Genomic DNA, 20177 nt, shown 5'->3' with positions numbered 1-20177 from the left:
CCTCAGTGAGACGTTTTCTCCGAGGATACCGCGTCTCGCTCTCTTCCGTAATCCTCTTGCAGTACGCCGGCGAGGAAATCGTTGCTGCCGGCCAGCCAGGCGCAATCGCTGCCGGACCATTCGGCCCACGCCTGCCATACCTGGCCTTTCAGCTGTTTCCAGCGCCCGACGATGATGTCGCTGTTCATGTCCGGCCCTCCCCGACGTGAGAAAAGGAGTTAAGCTTTGTTACAGTTTACGGGAAAATGCCGGCCAGCTAAGGGCGCCGGCGGCCGGTGAACAGGCTGACCAGGAACAGGATGATGCCGACGACGAACACGATTTTAGCCGCCCAGGCGGCGGTGCCCGCCAGCGAACCGAACCCCAGTGCTGCAGCGATAAGCGCGATAACTAAAAAGATAATGCCCCAACGAAACATAAGCTTCTCCTTACCATTGTGAAAAAATTCGCTGCCGTCTACCGCCCCGACAACGGGACATCGACGGCAAATCAGTTTCTTTTTTTGGTGGTACACGTCGGGCCGCCTTGACGGCCCGACAGATGCGGCTTGTTGTTACTTGTTACGGGCGCCTGGCGGGATTACTGCTTAACCACCAGGTCGTTTTTCACGCTTTTCACGCCATCGATAGCCTTGGCGATGCTTTCGGCACGCTCAGACTGCGCCTGCGTTTTCACTTCACCGGAAAGCTGCACCACGCCATCGGTGGTTTCCACTTTCACATTGCGCGACGGCACGATGTCATCGGCCAGCAGCTTGGCTTTCAGCTCACTGGTGGTGGCGGTGTCGCCGGCATACGATTTGATCGATTGATTGGCTTCATCTTTCACGTGCAGCTTGTCGCTAACGGTTTTGACGCCTTCCACCTTGCCGGCAACCGCAACTGCATGCTCCGCCTGCGCCTGGCTGCCGACAAACCCGCTCAGGATCACGGTGCCTTTTTCGGTTTTCACCGAAATGTCAGTGCTTTTGATGGTCTTATCGTCCACCAACGCACTTTTAACTTTAGCCGTTATCGCGCTGTCATCCATGTAACCGTCAACTTTTTTCATGGAGCTATCGATTTTGGCACCGGCACTGTCCGCGGCGTTAGACGCCTTGTTGAGCAGACTGTCTTCGGCTAGCGCAGTGCCGCTCACCAAAGCAGAACCCAAAACAACAGCCATCAGCGAGTGTGCAAATTTGGTCTTTTTCATCGATCTCTTCCTTTTGTTGGGGGCCCGCAGCGCCAGAGTGCTGGAACCCTTCAGCCACCTTCACGCGGCCTCTCGGTAAATACTTCATCATCGCTATACGATTAAGCGTTCACGATAGGAATATTGCAACAGCCGTGCCAACTCAATAAACACCTTTAAAATCAAGAAAAAGAAGCGTTGAGTCGGATTTTTAATCAAAAAACTGTCGCCTATTGACGACAGACTAAGTGACACGAAACGGTAAAATAGTCATCTCATTGATATTTAAGGAAACAGACTGTCTCCCATCGGCAACACATCAGAATAACTCACCAAATAATCAGCGTATTGCAGTGATTTACTCTCAAGCAATGTGCGGACATCTCGTTAAAGATAGACCATGCGGCGGAAAACGCAGGCCAATCGCGTCTCGCCTTGGCGATGTCGATTCGCAGGATAAAATATGAGGAAGTTTTATTAATTAGCGGAGTGAGAATACGGGGAGCTGGCAGGGCGCACCGGGCGCCCTGCAGAGTTATCAGTGTTCGCGGGTTTTGCGGAAGGTCACGTCAGGATAGCGTTCCTGCGTCAGGTTGAGGTTCACCATGGTCGGCGCGATGTAGGACAGGTTGTCCCCACCGTCCAGCGCCAGGTTGATCTCGTTCTTGCGCTTGAACTCTTCGAACTTCTTCACGTCGTCGCACTCAACCCAGCGCGCCGTCGACACGTTGACCGACTCATACAGCGCTTCCACGTTGTACTCACTCTTCAAACGCGCCACGACCACGTCGAACTGCAGCACGCCGACCGCACCGACGATCAGATCGTTGTTGGCGATCGGGCGGAACACCTGCACCGCGCCCTCTTCGGACAGCTGCACCAACCCCTTCAACAGCTGTTTCTGCTTCAGCGGATCGCGCAGGCGAATGCGGCGGAACAGTTCCGGCGCGAAGTTCGGGATGCCGGTGAACTTCATGTCTTCGCCCTGGGTGAAGGTATCGCCGATCTGAATGGTGCCGTGGTTGTGCAGACCGATGATGTCGCCCGGGTAGGCTTCTTCCACGTGCGAACGGTCACCGGCCATAAAGGTCAGCGCGTCGGAGATCACCACGTCTTTGCCGGTGCGCACCTGGCGCAGCTTCATGCCTTTCTCGTAACGGCCGGACACCACGCGCATAAAGGCCACGCGGTCGCGGTGCTTCGGATCCATGTTGGCCTGGATCTTGAACACGAAACCGGTGAATTTCTCTTCCGCCGCCGTTACTTCACGGGTGTCGGTTTTACGCGGCATCGGCGCCGGCGCCCAGGCCACCAGGCCGTCCAGCATATGATCCACGCCGAAGTTGCCGAGTGCGGTACCGAAGAACACCGGCGTCAGCTCGCCGCTCAGGAAGGCCTCCTGATCGAACTCATGGGAAGCGCCCTGCACCAGTTCCAACTCATCGCGCAGCTGCGCCGCCAGATCTTCGCCCACGGCGATATCCAGTTCCGGGTTGTTCAGGCCTTTGACGATGCGCACTTCCTGAATGGTGTGGCCTTTACCGGTCTGGTACAGGTAGGTTTCATCCTTGTACAGGTGGTAAACGCCTTTGAACAGCTTGCCGCAGCCGATCGGCCAGGTGATAGGCGAACAGGCGATTTTCAGTTCGCGTTCGACTTCGTCCATCACCTCCATCGGATCGCGGATGTCGCGGTCCAGCTTGTTCATAAAGGTCAGGATCGGCGTGTCGCGCAGACGGGTGACTTCCATCAGCTTGCGGGTACGATCCTCAACGCCCTTGGCGGCGTCGATCACCATCAGACAGCAGTCCACGGCGGTCAGGGTGCGGTACGTATCTTCGGAGAAGTCCTCGTGCCCCGGGGTATCCAGCAGGTTGACCAGGCTGTCGCGATACGGGAACTGCATCACCGAGGTGGTGATCGAGATCCCACGCTGCTTTTCCATTTCCATCCAGTCGGATTTGGCGTGCTGGCTGGAGCCGCGGCCTTTTACCGTACCGGCGGTCTGGATCGCCTGTCCGAACAGCAGCACTTTTTCGGTAATGGTGGTTTTACCGGCATCGGGGTGCGAGATGATGGCGAAAGTTCTTCTTTTGGAGACTTCGCGGGCAAATTCACTAGGAGACATGGTTTTCAGGTTCTACGGTTAGTCCGCCCTGCGACATCATCAGAACGCGCCGATCGCGGCGCCGGGCAAAGCGGTGAATAAAAGATAACAGCCGGGCATTTTCGCCGATTTGCCAACCGGTGACAATCAATGGATCCGATTTCCCGCTAACGCAGGCGGAAATCGGGAGACAAAGCGGCCCAATGCCGGCGCAATACCGATTTGTGATCGTCCGCCATCGGCAGCTCTTCCAATAAGGCCGGCCACAAATTTCGCGCCTTGTCGATGGCATCCACCAGGTGCACCCGTATCGCAGACCAGGGAATATCGACCCGTTCAGCCCAGCGTTCGAAGGTTTGCATTGAGATCCTATCCCAGCGCTTTTCCTTCGCCATATTGAGCGCAGCCTCAGACTCACCAGGAATATAAGCCAACGTAGTGACGATGTCATAAGCGGGAGAAAGCCGAATATCAGTCTGGTTTGGATAGAACATGGACCAATTTTTTACGTGCGCATCGCCATTGGCGAGCAAAATATTCGCCAACAGACGGCGCGCCATTTGCTGCACATCCGCTAAAGATTCACTGCCATACTCATAGAGATAAGCCGCTATTTGATCGTAATTTTTGCCGCGGTATTTATCGTGCGCGTAAATCTCGAATATCTGGGCAAAATCTTCTGCATGCACTCGCCCGCTTTCGCTGCGGTCAAAACGACGGGTGGCATAAGCATAGGGTTCATCCGCCAAGCGAATATCAGGCAAGTGTTCAAGTCGTGTCAGTTCAACCAGCTCAATATCAGGAATATCCACGCCGATGGCTTGCGCCAAACGCATTGCCGTATATTCATTTTCAGGGAGATGACGATGAACCGTTGAAGGCGTTTTAATGATCCAGCTATCAGCGCCCACCTGAGAAGAAATGTTGAAGCGGCCCTCTTTGCGCACAGAGGAAAATTTCATTTGTACCCCTGCCAGAGAAAACTTTTGCGCCTCCATCCCAACATCAATTTGCACGGCTTCCAACTCGCCGCGCGACCTTAACGCCCAGGCGGGTATGTCACTGGCAGCCAACGGCCGTGCTTCAAGCGCTCCCGGCAAGTTTCCACCGGCCCAGGCAATTAAAGGAAACTCCTCATTCACATGGGCTTTCAACGACTGTGCCACCCAAGCGCGCAGTGCGCCTTCGGGTAACAAGTTGGATAAAACGGGCGGCAGACGCTGCGATGACTGTAAAACTTGCTCAAGATACCCCGCGTGCGCCTTCTGCCTGAGCGTAAACAAAGGACGAACACGCTCCGGCAAAGCGAGGTAGTGTGGATCAAACGTCAGGATGTTTCTGCCGCCGCTGTAATGCGCCAGCACGCCAACACGCACGCCATGCAATATCAAGGCTAATGCCTGTACCGATTCAACCTGTCGCAGCCCTTTCATCAGCTAGTCCTCGAGATCTTTCAGTTTTTTTTCAAAATCCTGCGGCTTACCGACTTCCGGTGCGCTACTCACTTCCTGTTGCAGCAGGCACTCCACATCACGGGCAGACTTTTTTGGCACGATGACATATTCCAAATTCATCGCCGCCAATATTCGTAGCAACGTGCTTACCCGCATATCGCTCCCCGCTTCAATACGCTGATATTGCTGTTGGGTCATGCCAATCTTCATTAAAAAGTCTTTTTGACTCCAACCCAACTCACTGCGTTTTTCTTTCAGCAACGCTGATATTTCGGATAGTTTTCTCATCCGCGCCTCCAAACAACGCATTGATTGTCTCACCAGCAATAAACAACAAATTAGTTGTCGAGACAGTGAAAAACAACTTTTTTGATGTAAATTAATGAAGAAACAACTTTTTAGTTGTAAAAGGGAATGCAAACAATAAACAGGATGTTTTAGATTACCCCAGCGGCAGCGCCATCACGATCGCGTCTTCGCGGCCGTGGGCGCTCGGGTAATAATTGCGGCGCACGGTGACCTCGTTGAAACCGAGATCTTCATACAGCGCGATCGCCGCCTGGTTGGAGGCGCGGACTTCCAGCCACAGCGTAACCACGCCGCGGCTCTCCAGCTGTTCGATCACCGCGTTGAGCAGCAGGCGGCCAAAGCCCCGGCGCTGGTGCCGCGGATGAATGGCGATGTTGAACAGCGTGGCTTCGTCCAGCACGATCTGCGTGATGGCGAACCCCGCCATCTCCCCATCGGCGCTCAGCTTCAGGTTAAGGTAGCGATCGCCCTGATTGCTGGCAAAGGTGGTTTCCGTCCAGGGGAAAGCGTGGCTGGCTTGCTCAATGTTGAAGGCCGTGGCCAGGTCGGCCGCCGTCAGGGTAGAAATCGTGTTCATGATGACAAATCTGCTGCCAGAGGGCGCGTTTGGCCCCCGCGTCTTGGGAAAGCTCGGCCAGCGCCGGGCTGTGTAGCTGCGCGCCGGCGACCGCGAGCGGTTCCGTCACGCCCAGCCGCCAACTGTTGCATGCGGTCTCTTCAGGCAGCATCGCCACCTGTTCCGGCGTCAGGCTGTAGGTTTGCGCCGGCGTCAGCCCCAGGCTGCGCAGCACGTCGCAAAACAGCGGATCGTCGGGCGCCGGCAGCGTCTGCGCCACCACCAGCAGGCGCGTCTCGGGCGGCAGACTGACCGCCACTTCGCCCTGCAACACGCTCGGGCGGCGCAATGTCCACTGCGTAATACCCAGTTGTTGTAACAGCCAGTCGCGTTTTGATGCCATGCCGATTCCTACCCGTTGTGGTGCGCCATGCCTGCCATGCGCCGCGCTATGCTAACAAACCCGCGCAGCCCGCGCCAACAAACCCGTCGAACATATCGCCACAAAGCTCTATAATCCCCGGTCTCATTTCCAGGAGCCAATATCTGATGTCTGCATTAACCCCCGCCAGTGAAGTCATGCTGCGCCACAGTGATGAATTTATCGAACGCCGCGTGCTGTTTGCCGGCGACCTGCAGGACAGCCTGCCGGCCCAATTCGAGGCCGCGGACGTGCGCGTCCACACTCAGCAATACCATCACTGGCAGTTACTGAACCGGACGATGGGCGATAACGTGCAGTTCGGTTTGACCGTCGATCCCGCTTTCGTCGCCGACTGCGACACGCTGGTTTACTACTGGCCGAAGAGCAAGCAGGAAGCGCAATTCCAGCTGTGCAACCTCCTGGCGCTGCTGCCGGTGGGCGCGGACGTGTTCGTGGTCGGTGAAAACCGCAGCGGCGTGCGCAGCGCCGAGCCAACGCTGGAAGGCCACGTCACGCTGGTGAAAATCGACAGTGCGCGCCGCTGCGGCCTGTATCATGGCCGCCTGGACGCGCAGACCGAGTTCGACCTGAACGACTGGTGGGACAGCTATCAGCTGCACGATCTGGAAGTGAAAACGCTGCCGGGCGTGTTCAGCCGCGACGGTCTGGACGTCGGCAGCTCGCTGCTGCTGTCGACGCTGGAAAAACACATGAAAGGCAAGGTGCTGGACATCGGCTGCGGCGCCGGCGTCATGGCCTCGGTAATGTCCAAGCTGTCGCCGAAGGTGAAACTGACCCTCAGCGACGTCAACGCCGCCGCGGTGGAATCCAGCCGCGCAACGCTGGCCGCCAACGGCATCGAAGGCGAAGTGATCGTCAGCAACGTTTACTCCGACATCACCGGCCGTTTCGACATGATCATCTCCAACCCGCCGTTCCACGACGGGCTGCAGACCAGCCTGACCGCTGCTGAAACCCTGATCCGCGGCGCGGTGAAGCACCTGCCGATCGGCGGCAGGCTGCGCATCGTCGCCAACGCCTTCCTGCCGTACCCGGACATTCTGGACGCCACCTTCGGCAGCCATGAAGTGCTGGCGCAGAACGGCCGCTTCAAGGTGTATCAGGCCACCGTCGGCCGCCCGCCGCGCGCGCCGAAGAAGAAATAATTCGCCGTTGGCGGAAAACGACAGAGCGCGGCCTGAGGCCGCGCTTTTTTTTAGCCGTTGATATAGGTCATCGACTCGGCGCCGTAGCGTTCGCCGGCCGCCGCACTCAGTGGGAACACCGCGTCGATCGCCGCCAGCTCAGCCGCGCTCAGCGTTATCTCCGCCGCCGCGACGTTCTCTTCCAGGTAGCGACGGCGTTTGGTGCCGGGGATCGGCACGATGTGCTCGCCCTGCGCCAACACCCAGGCCAGCGCCAGCTGCGAAGGTTTGACGCCCTTCTGCGCCGCCAGCTCGCCCACCTTCTCCACCAGCGCCAGGTTGCGGGCGAAGTTTTCCCCCTGGAAACGCGGGTTGCCGCGGCGGAAATCGTCCTCGGCCAGATCCTCCGGCCGCCGGATAGCGCCGGTGAGGAAACCGCGCCCTAACGGGCTGTAAGGCACAAAGCCGATCCCCAGTCGCTCACAGGCCGCCAGCACGCCCTGCTCGGCGTCGCGCGTCCACAGTGAATACTCGGTCTGCAGCGCGGTGATCGGATGCACCTTGTGCGCCCGCTCCAGCGTGGCGACCGACGCCTCGCTCAGGCCGATGTGGCGGATCTTGCCTTCGCGGATCAGATCCGCCATCGTGCCCACGACGTCTTCGATCGGCACCTGCGGATCGACCCGGTGCTGATAATAAAGATCGATCTCCTCCACGCCCAAGCGCCGCAGGCTGCCCTCGACGGAGCGCCGGATATACTCGGGGCGGCTGCTGACGCCGCGCGCCGAAGGATCCGCCGGATCGCGCAGGATGCCGAACTTGGTGGCCAGGAACACCTGTTGCCGTTTGCCTTTGATCGCTTCCCCCACCAGCGCTTCGTTGGTGTGCGGGCCATACATGTCGGCGGTGTCGAGCAGCGTGACGCCCAGCTCCAGCGCCCGGTGCAGCGTGGCGATGGCTTCTTGCCGATCGGCGCCGGTGGAGTAGAAGTCGCTCATGCCCATGCATCCCAGCCCCAGGGCGGAGACGACGGGACCGTGGGAACCCAGTTTACGTTGTTGCATTGTGCTGCCCTCATGCGGTGAATGGATAACGCAGCAAAGTCTGGTTGTTTACACTACAAAGATAAATAATGCAGATTGCACATCACTGTTCAAAAATCACCAACAATCCGGAGTGGACATGGATCAGGTTCAAGCCATGCGCATTTTTACCCGCATCGTCGAACTGGGCAGCTTCAGCCGGGCGGCCGAACGCCTGCAGCTGCCGCGCGCCACGGTCAGCAACGCGTTAAAACGGCTGGAGCAGCGGCTGGGCGTTCGCCTGCTGATCCGCACCACCCGCCAGGTACAGGTGACCAGCGAAGGCAGCCTCTACTATCAACGCTGCGTGCAGTTGCTGGGGGCACTGGAGGAGGCGGACACGCTGTTCAGTCACCATAAGCTGCAGCCGTCCGGCAAGGTGCGCATCGATATGCCCCATTCGCTGGCGCGCCAGATCGTCATTCCGGCGTTGGACGACTTTTACCAGCGTTATCCCGACATCACCCTGGCGCTGGGTGCCAACGACAACCACGTCGATCTGTTGCGCGAAGGCGTTGACTGCGTGCTGCGCGCCTGGGAAACCGAAGACGACAGCCTGGTGGCGCGGCGCATCGCCCAGTTGCCACAGATCACCTGCGCTTCCCCCGCTTACCTGCAGGCCTGCGGCACGCCGCTCGACATCGATAGCCTGGCGCCGCACCGCGCGGTGGGGTATTTTTCGCTGGCCAGCAACCGCGATTACCCGCTAGAGTTCTGCCGCGGCGGCAAGCTGGAACTACGCGAACTCCCCGCCCGGCTGAGCGTCAGCGGCGCCGACGCCTATATCGCCGGCGCGCGAGCCGGTATGGGATTGATACAGGCGGCGCGCTATTCGCTTGCCCCCTGGCTGGAACAGGGCGAACTGGTGGAAGTATTGACGGACACGCCGCCCCCGCCGATGCCGATTTACATCATGTATCCGCCTGGCCGTTTCCTGGCGCCACGGGTCAGGGTGTTGATTGATTGGCTGATTTGGCTGTTTGACCAGCAGAAAAGCGGCGATATGGCTGTTTTTCCAGCAAACGCCCGCAAAGCGGGGAAATAACTGTTGACGTGCCCGCCAAAATCTCTAGAATTCGCCTCCGTGGTAACGTTACTCCGGTAATGTTTCTGGTACGCGAAGGTGGCGGAATTGGTAGACGCGCTAGCTTCAGGTGTTAGTGTCCTTACGGACGTGAGGGTTCAAGTCCCTCTCTTCGCACCAAATAACCACATGATTTATATTGCACTCAGCATCGATGCGAAGGTGGCGGAATTGGTAGACGCGCTAGCTTCAGGTGTTAGTGTTCTTACGGACGTGAGGGTTCAAGTCCCTCTCTTCGCACCACGCTGGCGACGTAATATAAATCAAAGCAACAACATCGACTGTGCGAAGGTGGCGGAATTGGTAGACGCGCTAGCTTCAGGTGTTAGTGTCCTTACGGACGTGAGGGTTCAAGTCCCTCTCTTCGCACCAATTGATGATCTCTCCGGTAGTCTCCCCGAAAAAATCCCAACGCATTGATGAATCACACGCTAAAGCGTGGTTTTGCCGTTTCGGGCGTTTCACCCGAAGCTGAAGTTTAGGCTGACCGCCGCCAGGCCGCCCGCCAGCGCCATACAGGAAGGCAGCAGCAGATAGTGGCGCAGCCGGCTGTTGAACAGCATCACCAGCGTGGCCAACATCGCTATCACGATCAGGGTGCGCAACTGCAGCATATCCAGGTTGATCAGGGCCAACAGCGGCATCAACGCACAAGGCAGCAAAACGCCCCAGGCGCTGGCCAGGCGATCGCCGAGGCACCAACTGACGCCCCACAGCCCGCACGCGGCAATCATGGCAGTGAGCATGACAACCCTCCTCAAGTGATAATGATAACCAATATCATATAACACTTTTTTGGCCGCCGCATCATTTTCACTGCGCTGACCAAACTCAGATGACACCAGCAGGAAAAAATGATAATTTGACATAAGAAAATTCCTAGTCCTGTTTGCATGATAATAATCACAATCCTCAACCATGCAATTCAAGTGGATATTCGCGCCAAGGGAATGCTTCTCAACCTTAATTATTCGACAGAACGACTTTGCAAAGAGTGACCTCCGTATGAACGCCCGTTCTTATCAGGAATTACTGAACAGCAAGCAGCGCCTGGCATTATTTCTTTTTCTGATAATGAATGCCGCCTCTTCCGTATTTACATTATTGTTCCCTTTTAGGGATACGCCCGCATTTACCCTACCTTTATTATGTATACCGCTATTTTGTCTGGTAGCAGCGCTATTTTCTCTGCAAACGCCACGTAAATATTTGTGCAAACTCAACCTGTTCTCCAGCGTGCTTGGCCTGCTATGGGCCGCACATATTTACGTTAAAAGTCAATATTGCTTGCCGAATAACCAAGATTTTTTATTAATTAGTTTGTTCAGCATCTTTTTTATCAGCGCTATTTCTCTGACGGATAACTTTACCGCCTTTTGTTTACACGCCGTGCCTTCCGCAATGGTGATCCTGGCTTTAGACGGCATGCATAATACCCTGCGGATATTATTCACCACGCTATTACCTATTATCGCTTTCTCCATTCATCACCTGATGTTGAAACGCAGTGAAATCTTTACCCACGCGCTGGTGGCCAACCTGTATAACGAGCGGGACAAATTCAATAATTTGAGCATGCTCGATCCCCTGACCGGCCTTTATAACCGGCGTGGCCTGGAAAATAAGATCACTATGCTGCTGGAACCGCAAACCGGCCGCCACTACGTGCTGCTGCTGGATATCGACCACTTCAAGGTCTACAACGACAGCTACGGCCACGCCATGGGCGACCGGGCGCTGGTGCAGGTAGCGGTCGCCATTCGCGATGCGGTACGTTCGCGCGACATCGTGGTGCGCTACGGCGGGGAAGAGTTTTTGGTGCTGCTGACCAACGTGCACGAAGGCTATGCGGCGCAGCTGGCCGAACGGGTGCGTCAACGCGTGGCGGAGCTGAACATCCCGCACGGCGCCAGTCCGCAGCACAGCGGCACGCTGACGCTCAGCGCCGGCATCTCCGCGCTGGAAAAACTGGACATCGAATCGGCGATAGGCGCAGCCGACGCCGCGCTCTATCTGGCGAAGCACAGCGGCCGCAACAATATTCAGCTGGCGCAAAACGTCGAGCCCGCCGCCGTTCACCCTTAAGCCGCCGCCGTAACGGCGCGGCGGCTGACATCAACACTTATACGGCTATACGGCGGTGGAACGCAGCCCGTTCAGCAACAGATTCAAACTGACCAAGGCTTGTTCCAGCCCCACGTCTTTTTCCGGATGATGGGCGACCCACAGCGCGGCATCCATCAGGCCGCCGTTGATTAAATGCGCCAGCGATTCCGGCTCGGCGACGGCGATGCGCCGCTGCGCCATCAAGGCCTGCAATGCGCCCGTCATCCAGCTGATGCACGCCAGCTTGCTGGCCCGCAGATATTCAGCTCCCAGCACCGAAGGTGAATCACGCAACAGAATGCGTTGCGCTTGCGGCTCCGTCATCATGATCAGATAACCGCGGCAACGCGCCGCAAAAGCCTCCCAGTCATCCGCAGTACTCGCGGTTATGTCAGCCAGATGCGCATCCATCTCCGAGTCTATCGCCTGCACCACCGCCAGGAACAGCCCCTTTTTATCGCCAAAATGGTGATAGAGCGCGCCGCGCGTCAGGCCGGCCTGGGCGGTGAGATCATCCATCACCGTCTCGGCATACCCCACGCTGCCAAACTGCCGGCGGGCCGCCGCCACCAGCTTTTGTCGGGTTTCTTCAATCATTTCGGTGCGCGCTTTACGTGCCATGGGTCCACTCCGCCTCATATTGATGACGTTATAATTGACATACGCCATGTATGTCAATTAACGTAACATACGTGGCGTATGTCAATGATGGACATTGAGCGAATACCGAGCCGCCAACATTCCGGAGCCCTTTCCATGGCAAATCCTTATTTCAAACTGTTCAACGCCCCGGGCAGCAAGGCGTTTTCCTCTGCCGGGCTAATCGCGCGCCTGCCGGTCTCGATGACCGGTATCGGCATCATCACCATGCTCTCGCAGGTACGCGGTTCCTATTGGTTGGCGGGTGCGGTGGCGGCGACGTTCGCCTTTTCCATGGCGCTGCTTGCGCCGCAAATCGCGCGCGCGGCGGATCGTCACGGCCAAAGCCGCGTGTTGCCGTATGCCACCGGGATCAGCGCGATCGCCCTGCTGCTGCTGTTGTTCTGCACCCACTATCGGGCACCGGACTGGACTCTGTTTGTCTTCGCCGCGCTCGCGGGCGGCATGCCCAGCATCTCCGCGATGGTCAGGGCCCGCTGGAGCGAAATTTATCGCGGCACGCCACAGCTGCACACGGCATTTTCATTCGAGTCCGTATTGGACGAGGTGGCCTTTATCGTCGGCCCACCGATCGCCGTGGGGCTTAGCGTTTCACTCTTCCCAGAGGCCGGCCCTCTGGTGGCCGCGCTGCTTCTGGTGGCGGGCGTTGCGGCATTCGCCGCGCAAAAAAGCACCCAGCCCCCGGTTTACGCCCACAATAACCAGCGGCAGCGCGCCATCCTGACCATGCCGTCGATGCAGATCCTGGTGCTGGCGCTGATCGCCCTCGGCACCATCGTCGGCACCGTGGACGTCATCAGCGTGGCCTTCGCCGAGCAGCAAGGGCAGCCGGCCGCCGCCAGCATCGTACTGTCGGTTTACGCGTTCGGCTCCTGCCTGGCCGGGCTGATTTTCGGCGCAATGAAGATCCCCGTCCCCTTGCCTCGTCTGTTCTTATACGCGGCGTTCGCCACCGCTTTCACCACCTTGCCGCTGCTGTGGGTGCACAATGTTTTAACGCTGGCGGCGTCGATGTTTGTCGCCGGATTGTTTTTTGCGCCGACCATGATCGTTGCCATGGGGCTGGTTGAAAACATCGTGCCGCCCTCCCGGCTGACGGAAGGATTGACCTGGATGGTCACCGGCCTGGGGATAGGCGTGGCACTCGGCGCCGCATTGGCGGGCCTGGCGATCGACGCTGCGGGGATAACGGCCGGCTTTGGCGTCACGCTCACGGCCGGCCTGGTCGTACTGCTGGTGGCGGCCGGCGGCTACCGCTTAATGCAGCGAACGCTGGCCTTGAAAGCGGCGTGAATCGCCCGCGCTAAGCGGTTTCCCAAATCGCCTTGCCCTGCCAGCGCCGTTCGATCGCCGTCAGAAACAGTTTCACCTTGGGGGAGAGATGGCGCCGGCTGGGATAGACGGCGCAGATCGGCGGCCCCGGGCGACAATAGCGCTCCAGCACCGGCACCAGCATGCCGGCCGCAATCTGCTCGCCGACCAGAAACGCCCCCACTTGGCACAGACCCGCCCCGGCGACGGCCGCATCCCGCAAGGCCTCGACGTTGTTGAAACGCATCCGGCCGCGCACCGGCTGTTCGTGCAGTTGGCCGTTGACCAAATAGCGCCAGGGCGCCGGCAGCCCCTGATGGCTGAAGACCAGCGTCTCGTGATCGCCCAACGCCTCCGGTTTCGCAGGCGTGCCGTAGCGCGCCAGATAGTCCGGCGCCGCGCAGGTGATCAGGCGATGCGGCGCGAGCACTCGCCGCACCAGCCGGCTGTCGTCGCTGCCGCCGACCCGGATAGCTACGTCGATGCCGTCGCGCACCAGATCGCTGTACTCATCGGAGAAGCTGACGTCGGCGTCCACCTCCGGCCACTGTGCCAAAAACTCCCGTAAAATCGGCAGGATATGCAACCGCCCCAGCGAGACCGGCAGATCCAACCGCAGCCGCCCGCGCGGGGTTTGCCGCCGCGTATTGAGCGCCGTTTCCGCCTCTTCGGCCTGCGACAGGATGCGCTGCGCATACTCGTAAAACACCGCGCCGTCTTCGGTCAGGCTGACGCTGCGCGTGGTGCGCTGCAGCAGCCGGGTCGCCAATCGCTCCTCCAATCGGTTCACGCATTTGCCCGCCGCCGATCGGGAGATACCCAGCCTCTCGGCCGCCAGCGTGAAGCTGCAGGCGTCGGCGACGCGGATGAACACCAGCAGGTCTGTCAGGTTATCCAACGGCATAGACGGTAAATTAGCCACGACTTGTCCCCAATGTTGCGCAATCAGGCCAGTTTATCAGCCATTTTGGCGCGGATACACTGAGGTTATTCATCTGTTGGGAGGATCCTTATGAATGCCTTACACGCCGACGGCGGCGCAAAACCCTGGCTGGCGACCTTCGCGGTCGGCCTGTCCACCTTTACCGTCGTCACCGCAGAAATGCTGCCCGTCGGGCTGCTGACTCCGATCGTCAGCACCTTGAACGCATCGATAGGCCGTGCCGGGCTGCTGATTTCCCTGCCGGCCCTGTTCGCCGCGCTGTTCGCCCCGCTGGTGGTGCTGGGCGCCCGGCGCACGGATCGCCGCAGCCTGTTGGTGGGCTTTCTGCTGCTGCTGATCGCCGCTAACCTGCTGGCCGCCGCTGCCACCTCCCTGGCCCTGCTGTTCGCCGCGCGCATCCTGCTAGGCTTTTGCATCGGCGGTATCTGGGCCATCGCCGGCGGGTTGGCGGAACGCCTGGTGCCGCCGGCCTCCGTCGGATTGGCGCTGTCCGTCATCTTCGGCGGCGTAGCGGCGGCCTCGGTGTTCGGCGTGCCACTCGGGGTGCTCCTCGGCGAAGCGCTGGGTTGGCGCATGGCGTTTCTGGCCGTCGCCGTCCTGGCGGCGCTGACCCTGCTGTTGCTGCTGTGCGTGCTGCCGTCGCTGCCGGTCACGCAGGCGATAAGCTGGCGGTCGTTCACCGCGCAGCGCGCGAATCGCCGACTGCTCCTTGGGCTGCTGCTGACGTTTCTGCTGGTCGCCGGCCACTTTATGGCTTACACCTTTGTTCGCCCGCTGTTGCAGACGGTCGCCGGCATCGAGGGCCGCTGGGTGGGGCCGCTGCTGTTCGCCTACGGCGTCGCCGGTATCGCCGGGAATTTCATCGCCGGCCAGGCCGCCGCCAAACGGCTGCGCCGCACTCTGGCGCTGATCGCCCTCGGGCTGGCGCTCGCCGTCCTGCTGCTGCCGCTGCTGGGCCACGCGCCGCTGAGCGGCAGTGCCTTCCTCCTGCTGTGGGGCATCGCCTACGGCGGCGTTTCCGTTTCACTGATGGCATGGATGCTCAAGGCGGCCCCCGACGCGGTAGAGGTCGCCTCTTCTCTGTATATCGCGCTGTTTAATCTGGCGATTTCCTGCGGTTCGCTGGCGGGTGGGCTGGTGGTGGACACCGGAGGCCTGACGATAAACGGCGTGCTGTCCGGCATGGTGCTGCTATTGGCGTTGGCGATCCTGATACGAACCCGCCCGCAGACGCTGGCAACGGCGGCGAAGGCCGATTCGCCGCCGGGTTGAATCAAGCGCGGCGCTGCCGCAGGCCGTAAACCAGCACCACCGCGAAGCACAGCAGCGGCAGCAGATAAGAGATCGCGGTGCTGTAACGATCGGCCAGCGCCCCCATAAAGTACGGCATGATGGCGCCGCCGACGATCGCCATGATCATAAAGGAGCTGGCGCGCTTGGTGTGTTTACCCAAATTTTTCACCCCCAGGGCGAAAATGGTCGGGAACATGATCGACATAAAGAAGAACACCGCGATCAGCGCCACCACCGATACGCCGTCGACGCTCAGCATCACCACGCCGCACAGCGCGATGTTGATCAGCGCATAGGCCGCCAGCAGCGTCGCCGGTTTGACTCGCCCCATCAGCCAGGTGCTGAAGAAGCGTCCGACCATAAAGCAGATCATGGCGATCGACAGCAGGTAAGAGGCGCTCTGGTTAGACACCTCGCGCCAGTGCTCGGTGGCGTAGTTGATGAAGAACGCCCCGACGCCCACCTGCGCCGCCACGTAGAAGAACTGTGTGATAACCCCGCCGACGAAATGCGGATGCTGCCACAATCCTTGCGCTATCACGCCGTGCACCGGTTTTTCCTCTTCGCGGATCGCCGGCAGCCGTGTGCGGCTGAACAACAGCGCGATCAGCAGCACCAGCGCGGCGATCGCCACATAGGTCATCTTCACCGCGCTCTGATCGCCGCCGCCGGTGGACTGGCTGGCGGAGAAGAACAGCGTGCCGCCGATCAGCGGGCCGATAAACTGCCCGAGGCCGTTGAACGACTGGGCCAGATTCAGCCGCCGTTCGGCGCCCTGCGCATCGCCCAGCACCGTGGCGTACGGGTTGGCCGCCGTTTCCAGGCAGCCCAGGCCGCTGGCGATAACGAACAGCGCGAACAGGAATACGCCGAAGCTGTTGGCCGACGCCGCCGGCACGAACAGCAGCGCCCCCAGCGCATACAGGCACAGCCCGACCAGAATGCCCGCCTTATAGCCCTTGCGATCCATAAAGTACCCGGCGGGCAGCGCCACCAGGAAATAGGCGCCGAAATAGGCCGCCTGCAGCAGCCCCGACTGCGCCTTGGTGACGTGCAACGTCTCCTGAAAATGTTTGTTTAATACGTCCAGCAGGCCATAGGACAGCCCCCACATGAAGAACAGGCTGGTGACCAGGATAAAGGCCCAGCGCAGATTGGCGGTCACGGGGACGCCCGGCTGCGCGGAGGCCGCACTTTTTTCAGCAAGCATGGTGATACCCTCGTATCGTCTGGCGATGATGATGTTGGCGTTATTGCTGTTGCAGAGAGAAAATCCGCGCCATTTCCACCCATTTTTCGCCCTGCGGCGTCCAGGGGGTGGCGGCCTGGTAGTGCCACATCAGCGCTTCCCATCGCTGTACTTCGGGGTTGTTCAGGCTGGCGGCGTCAAAACGCGCGGCGTCAAAATCGGCGCTGACCTCCACGATCATGAACAGCCGGGTGCCCAACCGGTAAATCTCCATGTCCAGAATGCCGTGCTTGCGCAAATGCGCGGCGATGCCCGGCCAGATGCGCTGATGATGCTGCTGGTACTCCGCAATCAGCGCCGGTGAGTCAATCAGATCGAGCGCCTGGCAGAAACGGCGCCGCCCTGCCGCCGCGCCGCTCACGTCAGCGCCCGATCGAGATGCAGGTAGCCGCCGTCCACCGATAGCCACTGCCCGGTGGTATGCGATGACCGCGACGACAGCAGAAACGCCACGGTATCGGCGATCTCCTGCGGCGTAGTCATGCGCTGCCCGAGCGGAATGCGCGCGGTGATTTTCTCCATCTGCCGCTGCGGCTCGGCGAAGGTGTTGAGCCAGCGCTGGTACTGCGGGGTGATCACCTCCGCCGGCACCACCGCGTTCACCCGCACCCCGTCATGGCGCAGCGACACCGCCCATTCGCGCGTCAGCGCCAGCACCGCGCCCTTGGCGGCGGTGTAGCCGCTGGTGCCCCCCTGCCCGCTGAGCGCGGTCTTAGAGGCGATGTTGACGATGGCGCCCCGGCTTTCCTGCAGCGCCGCCTGGCACAGGTGCGCCATCAGGTAGTAGTGCACCAAGTTCTTCTCCAGCGAGCCGACGAACGCTTCACGCCCCGCCTCCAGCCCGACGCCGTCATTGACCCCGGCGTTGTTCACCAGTCCGTCGATGCGGCCGAAGGTCGCCAGCGTCTGGCTGACCGCCCGGCGGCAGGCCGCCTCGTCGCACAATTCGGTGAGGATCACCTCGGTGCGCGGCTGCAGCCGCTGCAAATCGGCCAGCAGCGCCGCCTCCGGCGCGGCGTTGGTGACCAGCACCGGGATCGCCCCCTCCTCGGCCAGCACATGAGCAATCGCCGCGCCGATGCCGGCACCGCCGCCGGTGACCAGCACCACCTTATCTTGCAGATACAGATCCATAACCAGACTCCGTTAAACCGTAAATTCGCCAGGCGGTGCCGCCCCAAATCGCCGCCTGCTCGGCGGCCCCCAGCGTCGACAGCGCCCGTTCGCACAGTTGCACCACCTGGCGGTAGTCGCCGGCCAGCAGGCACACCGGCCAGTCGGAGCCGAACATCAGCCGCTCCGGGCCGAACGCCTCCAGCGCGGCGTCGAAGAACGGCAGCAGTTCTTCCGCCCGCCACCGGCCGCCCGGCGCCTCGGTGATCAGCCCCGATAGCTTGCAGGCCACGTGCGGCAGCGCCGCCAGCGGCCGGATTTGCTGCGCCCAGTGCCGCACGCCGCGCGCGATGTCCGGCTTGCCGAGGTGATCCAGCACCAGCCAGTGTTCGTCATGGCGGGCGGCGAACGCCGCCGCGGCCGCCAGATGCCGATGCGTCACCAGGATCTCGTACACATACCCGGCGCGCTGCAGCGTTTGCATGCCGCGTTCCACCTCCGGCCGCGCCAACCAGGCCGCCGGATCCGCTTCGTCCTGCACCTGATGGCGCACCCCGCGCAGCGCGCTGTAAGGCCGCAAGGCCTCCAGGCGCTGCGCCAGCTGCGGCGCGGCGATATCCAGCCAGCCCACCACGCCGCATACGCCCTCGCTCTGCTCAGCCAGCGCCAGCAGGGTCAGCGTCTCGTCCTCGCTGGGGCGCGCCTGCACCGCCAGCGCGCCGTCGAAACCGTGTTCCTGCAACAGCGGCCGCAGCCGGGGCGGATCGAAATCCTGCCGCAGCACCCGCATCCGCTCGTCGATCCACGGGTAGTGCCGTGGGTGATAGCGCCAGTAGTGCTGATGCGCGTCGATGCGCGGCATGCGATCCTCCCGCCTCACCCGCGGAACCGATACTGCTCGATCGACGACGGATGCATCTCGATCGAATAGCCGGGACGGCTCGGCGGCATGTAGGCCGCGCCGTTGATCACGCAGGGATCGACAAAGTGTTCATGCAAATGATCGACGTACTCGATCACCCGGCCTTCGTGGGTGCCGGCGATGCACAGGTAGTCGATCATCGACAGGTGCTGCACGTACTCGCACAGCCCGACGCCGCCAGCGTGCGGGCAGACCGGCAGCTGGTATTTGGCCGCCATCAGCATCACCGCCAGCACTTCGTTGACGCCGCCGAGACGGCAGGCGTCGATCTGCACCACGTCTACCGCGCCGCGCATGATGAACTGCTTGAACATGATGCGGTTCTGACACATCTCACCGGTGGCCACCTTGACCGGCGCCACCCCTTCGCGGATGCGGCGATGCCCTTCCACGTCGTCCGGGCTGGTCGGCTCTTCGATAAACCAGGGTTTGGCGAACGCCAGATGCTTCACCCACGGAATGGCTTCGTCCACTTCCCACACCTGGTTGGCGTCGATCATCAGCCGGCGATCTGGGCCGATCACCTCGCGGGCGATGCGCACCCGGCGGATGTCGTCTTCCAGATCGCGCCCGACCTTCAGCTTCAGGTAGGAGAAACCGGCGTCGACCGCTTCCTGGCACAGGCGGCGCAGCTTGTCGTCCGGGTAGCCCAGCCAGCCGGCGGAGGTGGTGTAACAGGGATACCCCTCCTGCAGCAGCCGCTCCAGGCGCCGTTCTTTGCCCTCGGCCCGCTGTTTCAGCAGCGCCAGCGCTTCCTGCGGCGTGATGCAGTCGGTGATGTAACGGAAGTCGATGCAGCGCACCAGCTCCTCCGGCGTCATCTCCGCCACCAGCCGCCACACCGGCTTGCCGACCGATTTGGCCCACAGATCCCACACCGCGTTGACCACCGCGCCGGTCGCCAGGTGAATGGCGCCTTTGTCCGGCCCGATCCAGCGCAGCTGGCTGTCGCTGGTGAAGCGCCGCCAGAAGGCGCCCATATCGGCGGCGATCGTCTCCAGCCGCTCACCGACGATCTGATGCTCCAGCGCGCGGATCGCCGCGCAGCAGATCTCGTTGCCGCGGCCGATGGTGAACGTCAGTCCGTGGCCGCTGAGATCCGCGCGATCGGTCTCCAGGATCACGTAGGCGGCGGAATAGTCGGGATCCGGATTCATGGCGTCGGATCCGTCCAGCCCCAGCGACGTGGGGAAACGAATGTCTTCAACCCGCAGTGCGGTAATGGTGGTCATGGCGGCGCTCCCGG

Annotated in this window: 22 protein-coding genes and 3 tRNA genes; 8 read left to right on the top strand and 17 right to left on the bottom strand. The window is 60.6% G+C overall.

Going from position 1 to position 20177, the window contains the following annotated elements; all coding sequences use genetic code 11:
- Positions 1 to 2: 2 nt before the first annotated feature.
- From GUC32_RS02955 to GUC32_RS02920, 8 genes are all read right to left on the bottom strand, one after another.
- Positions 3 to 188: a stress response protein gene (locus tag GUC32_RS02955; protein ID WP_025305210.1), complete on the bottom strand. Its 186-nt coding sequence runs from the start codon at positions 186 to 188 to the stop codon at positions 3 to 5.
- Positions 189 to 256: 68 nt separating this feature from the next.
- Positions 257 to 418 (bottom strand): DUF1328 domain-containing protein, encoded by a 162-nt coding sequence (locus GUC32_RS02950; RefSeq protein WP_004857650.1) that lies wholly within the window; start codon positions 416 to 418, stop codon positions 257 to 259.
- Between the two features lie 161 nt (positions 419 to 579).
- Positions 580 to 1194 carry a molecular chaperone OsmY gene (gene osmY, locus GUC32_RS02945; protein ID WP_025305209.1) on the bottom strand — a complete coding sequence of 205 codons (615 nt, stop codon included), beginning with the start codon at positions 1192 to 1194 and terminating at the stop codon, positions 580 to 582.
- 517 nt (positions 1195 to 1711) lie between these two features.
- Positions 1712 to 3301, bottom strand: a complete 1590-nt coding sequence (prfC, locus tag GUC32_RS02940) for a peptide chain release factor 3 (RefSeq protein WP_025305208.1) — start codon at positions 3299 to 3301, stop codon at positions 1712 to 1714.
- Between the two features lie 146 nt (positions 3302 to 3447).
- Complete coding sequence (locus GUC32_RS02935; protein WP_043136059.1) at positions 3448 to 4713, bottom strand: type II toxin-antitoxin system HipA family toxin; 1266 nt, start codon at positions 4711 to 4713, stop codon at positions 3448 to 3450.
- A gap of 3 nt (positions 4714 to 4716) precedes the next feature.
- Positions 4717 to 5022 (bottom strand): helix-turn-helix domain-containing protein, encoded by a 306-nt coding sequence (locus tag GUC32_RS02930; protein ID WP_043136062.1) that lies wholly within the window; start codon positions 5020 to 5022, stop codon positions 4717 to 4719.
- A 154-nt stretch (positions 5023 to 5176) separates the two neighbouring features.
- Positions 5177 to 5620 (bottom strand): ribosomal protein S18-alanine N-acetyltransferase, encoded by a 444-nt coding sequence (rimI, locus tag GUC32_RS02925; RefSeq protein WP_043136064.1) that lies wholly within the window; start codon positions 5618 to 5620, stop codon positions 5177 to 5179.
- Positions 5565 to 6002, bottom strand: coding sequence for a DNA polymerase III subunit psi (locus tag GUC32_RS02920; protein ID WP_025305206.1), 438 nt, complete (start codon positions 6000 to 6002; stop codon positions 5565 to 5567). The genes rimI and GUC32_RS02920 overlap by 56 nt, the downstream gene beginning before the upstream one ends.
- Positions 6003 to 6148: 146 nt before the next feature.
- Between GUC32_RS02920 and rsmC the strand changes: the two genes are divergently transcribed.
- The gene (gene rsmC, locus GUC32_RS02915; RefSeq protein ID WP_025305205.1) at positions 6149 to 7189 is read left to right on the top strand and encodes a 16S rRNA (guanine(1207)-N(2))-methyltransferase RsmC; all 1041 of its coding nucleotides are present in this window, start codon (positions 6149 to 6151) and stop codon (positions 7187 to 7189) included.
- Positions 7190 to 7239: 50 nt separating this feature from the next.
- Here the strand turns inward: rsmC and GUC32_RS02910 are convergent, their stop codons facing one another.
- On the bottom strand, positions 7240 to 8232 hold the full coding sequence (locus GUC32_RS02910; protein ID WP_025305204.1) for an aldo/keto reductase: 993 nt from the start codon (positions 8230 to 8232) through the stop codon (positions 7240 to 7242).
- Positions 8233 to 8350: 118 nt separating this feature from the next.
- Between GUC32_RS02910 and GUC32_RS02905 the strand changes: the two genes are divergently transcribed.
- From GUC32_RS02905 to GUC32_RS02890, 4 genes are all read left to right on the top strand, one after another.
- The gene (locus GUC32_RS02905) at positions 8351 to 9295 is read left to right on the top strand and encodes a LysR substrate-binding domain-containing protein (protein WP_369435547.1); all 945 of its coding nucleotides are present in this window, start codon (positions 8351 to 8353) and stop codon (positions 9293 to 9295) included.
- Positions 9296 to 9367: 72 nt separating this feature from the next.
- Positions 9368 to 9454 (top strand) — tRNA-Leu (locus GUC32_RS02900).
- A 36-nt stretch (positions 9455 to 9490) separates the two neighbouring features.
- Positions 9491 to 9577 (top strand) — tRNA-Leu (locus GUC32_RS02895).
- Positions 9578 to 9619: 42 nt separating this feature from the next.
- Positions 9620 to 9706 (top strand) — tRNA-Leu (locus GUC32_RS02890).
- 89 nt (positions 9707 to 9795) lie between these two features.
- On the opposite strand, the gene GUC32_RS02885 is transcribed toward GUC32_RS02890, so the two are convergent.
- On the bottom strand, positions 9796 to 10080 hold the full coding sequence (locus tag GUC32_RS02885) for a DUF1435 domain-containing protein (protein ID WP_004933115.1): 285 nt from the start codon (positions 10078 to 10080) through the stop codon (positions 9796 to 9798).
- 259 nt (positions 10081 to 10339) lie between these two features.
- Between GUC32_RS02885 and GUC32_RS02880 the strand changes: the two genes are divergently transcribed.
- Complete coding sequence (locus GUC32_RS02880; protein ID WP_025305202.1) at positions 10340 to 11419, top strand: GGDEF domain-containing protein; 1080 nt, start codon at positions 10340 to 10342, stop codon at positions 11417 to 11419.
- Positions 11420 to 11464: 45 nt separating this feature from the next.
- On the opposite strand, the gene GUC32_RS02875 is transcribed toward GUC32_RS02880, so the two are convergent.
- Positions 11465 to 12061, bottom strand: coding sequence for a TetR/AcrR family transcriptional regulator (locus GUC32_RS02875; RefSeq protein WP_025305201.1), 597 nt, complete (start codon positions 12059 to 12061; stop codon positions 11465 to 11467).
- Between the two features lie 135 nt (positions 12062 to 12196).
- Between GUC32_RS02875 and GUC32_RS02870 the strand changes: the two genes are divergently transcribed.
- A complete protein-coding gene (locus GUC32_RS02870) occupies positions 12197 to 13393 on the top strand; it encodes an MFS transporter (protein WP_025305200.1) in 1197 nt (398 codons plus the stop codon).
- Positions 13394 to 13403: 10 nt separating this feature from the next.
- Here GUC32_RS02870 and GUC32_RS02865 read toward each other — a convergent pair whose 3' ends face one another.
- Positions 13404 to 14315, bottom strand: coding sequence for a LysR family transcriptional regulator (locus GUC32_RS02865; protein ID WP_197824233.1), 912 nt, complete (start codon positions 14313 to 14315; stop codon positions 13404 to 13406).
- A 108-nt stretch (positions 14316 to 14423) separates the two neighbouring features.
- On the opposite strand from GUC32_RS02865, the gene GUC32_RS02860 reads away from it, so the two are divergent.
- Positions 14424 to 15626: an MFS transporter gene (locus tag GUC32_RS02860; protein ID WP_049204627.1), complete on the top strand. Its 1203-nt coding sequence runs from the start codon at positions 14424 to 14426 to the stop codon at positions 15624 to 15626.
- A 1-nt stretch (position 15627) separates the two neighbouring features.
- Here the strand turns inward: GUC32_RS02860 and fucP are convergent, their stop codons facing one another.
- The 5 genes from fucP to GUC32_RS02835 are packed head-to-tail and all read right to left on the bottom strand — an operon-like array spanning position 15628 to position 20163.
- Positions 15628 to 16857: an L-fucose:H+ symporter permease gene (gene fucP / locus GUC32_RS02855; protein WP_025305197.1), complete on the bottom strand. Its 1230-nt coding sequence runs from the start codon at positions 16855 to 16857 to the stop codon at positions 15628 to 15630.
- A gap of 40 nt (positions 16858 to 16897) precedes the next feature.
- Entirely contained in the window at positions 16898 to 17257 is a 360-nt protein-coding gene (locus tag GUC32_RS02850; protein WP_043136092.1) for an L-rhamnose mutarotase, read from the bottom strand.
- Entirely contained in the window at positions 17254 to 18030 is a 777-nt protein-coding gene (locus tag GUC32_RS02845) for an SDR family oxidoreductase (protein ID WP_043136096.1), read from the bottom strand. Before GUC32_RS02845 ends, GUC32_RS02850 begins: the two co-directional genes overlap by 4 nt.
- Positions 18008 to 18871: an amidohydrolase gene (locus GUC32_RS02840; RefSeq protein WP_089196494.1), complete on the bottom strand. Its 864-nt coding sequence runs from the start codon at positions 18869 to 18871 to the stop codon at positions 18008 to 18010. The genes GUC32_RS02845 and GUC32_RS02840 overlap by 23 nt, the downstream gene beginning before the upstream one ends.
- 14 nt (positions 18872 to 18885) lie before the next feature.
- A complete protein-coding gene (locus GUC32_RS02835) occupies positions 18886 to 20163 on the bottom strand; it encodes an L-fuconate dehydratase (RefSeq protein ID WP_025305193.1) in 1278 nt (425 codons plus the stop codon).
- Positions 20164 to 20177 lie beyond the last annotated feature (14 nt).

The sequence above is a fragment of the Serratia sp. NGAS9 genome, from assembly GCF_009905295.1.
Taxonomy (GTDB): domain Bacteria; phylum Pseudomonadota; class Gammaproteobacteria; order Enterobacterales; family Enterobacteriaceae; genus Serratia; species Serratia bockelmannii.
Note: the sequence above shows the minus strand (reverse complement) of the source record. Positions and strands in the feature narration are given on the sequence as shown.

Excerpts from the sequence above, each read along its gene's own strand:
- fucP (WP_025305197.1), bottom strand. The coding sequence starts at position 16,857 with ATGCTTGCTGAAAAAAGTGCGGCCTCCGCGCAGCCGGGCGTCCCCGTG.
- GUC32_RS02860 (WP_049204627.1), top strand. The coding sequence starts at position 14,424 with ATGAATGCCTTACACGCCGACGGCGGCGCAAAACCCTGGCTGGCGACC.
- GUC32_RS02950 (WP_004857650.1), bottom strand. The coding sequence starts at position 418 with ATGTTTCGTTGGGGCATTATCTTTTTAGTTATCGCGCTTATCGCTGCA.
- GUC32_RS02880 (WP_025305202.1), top strand. The coding sequence starts at position 10,340 with ATGAACGCCCGTTCTTATCAGGAATTACTGAACAGCAAGCAGCGCCTG.
- GUC32_RS02920 (WP_025305206.1), bottom strand. The coding sequence starts at position 6,002 with ATGGCATCAAAACGCGACTGGCTGTTACAACAACTGGGTATTACGCAG.
- GUC32_RS02885 (WP_004933115.1), bottom strand. The coding sequence starts at position 10,080 with ATGCTCACTGCCATGATTGCCGCGTGCGGGCTGTGGGGCGTCAGTTGG.
- GUC32_RS02845 (WP_043136096.1), bottom strand. The coding sequence starts at position 18,030 with ATGGATCTGTATCTGCAAGATAAGGTGGTGCTGGTCACCGGCGGCGGT.
- prfC (WP_025305208.1), bottom strand. The coding sequence starts at position 3,301 with ATGTCTCCTAGTGAATTTGCCCGCGAAGTCTCCAAAAGAAGAACTTTC.
- GUC32_RS02840 (WP_089196494.1), bottom strand. The coding sequence starts at position 18,871 with ATGCCGCGCATCGACGCGCATCAGCACTACTGGCGCTATCACCCACGG.
- osmY (WP_025305209.1), bottom strand. The coding sequence starts at position 1,194 with ATGAAAAAGACCAAATTTGCACACTCGCTGATGGCTGTTGTTTTGGGT.
- GUC32_RS02910 (WP_025305204.1), bottom strand. The coding sequence starts at position 8,232 with ATGCAACAACGTAAACTGGGTTCCCACGGTCCCGTCGTCTCCGCCCTG.
- GUC32_RS02905 (WP_369435547.1), top strand. The coding sequence starts at position 8,351 with ATGGATCAGGTTCAAGCCATGCGCATTTTTACCCGCATCGTCGAACTG.
- GUC32_RS02935 (WP_043136059.1), bottom strand. The coding sequence starts at position 4,713 with ATGAAAGGGCTGCGACAGGTTGAATCGGTACAGGCATTAGCCTTGATA.
- GUC32_RS02955 (WP_025305210.1), bottom strand. The coding sequence starts at position 188 with ATGAACAGCGACATCATCGTCGGGCGCTGGAAACAGCTGAAAGGCCAG.
- rimI (WP_043136064.1), bottom strand. The coding sequence starts at position 5,620 with ATGAACACGATTTCTACCCTGACGGCGGCCGACCTGGCCACGGCCTTC.
- GUC32_RS02875 (WP_025305201.1), bottom strand. The coding sequence starts at position 12,061 with ATGGCACGTAAAGCGCGCACCGAAATGATTGAAGAAACCCGACAAAAG.
- GUC32_RS02835 (WP_025305193.1), bottom strand. The coding sequence starts at position 20,163 with ATGACCACCATTACCGCACTGCGGGTTGAAGACATTCGTTTCCCCACG.
- rsmC (WP_025305205.1), top strand. The coding sequence starts at position 6,149 with ATGTCTGCATTAACCCCCGCCAGTGAAGTCATGCTGCGCCACAGTGAT.
- GUC32_RS02930 (WP_043136062.1), bottom strand. The coding sequence starts at position 5,022 with ATGAGAAAACTATCCGAAATATCAGCGTTGCTGAAAGAAAAACGCAGT.
- GUC32_RS02865 (WP_197824233.1), bottom strand. The coding sequence starts at position 14,315 with ATGCCGTTGGATAACCTGACAGACCTGCTGGTGTTCATCCGCGTCGCC.
- GUC32_RS02870 (WP_025305200.1), top strand. The coding sequence starts at position 12,197 with ATGGCAAATCCTTATTTCAAACTGTTCAACGCCCCGGGCAGCAAGGCG.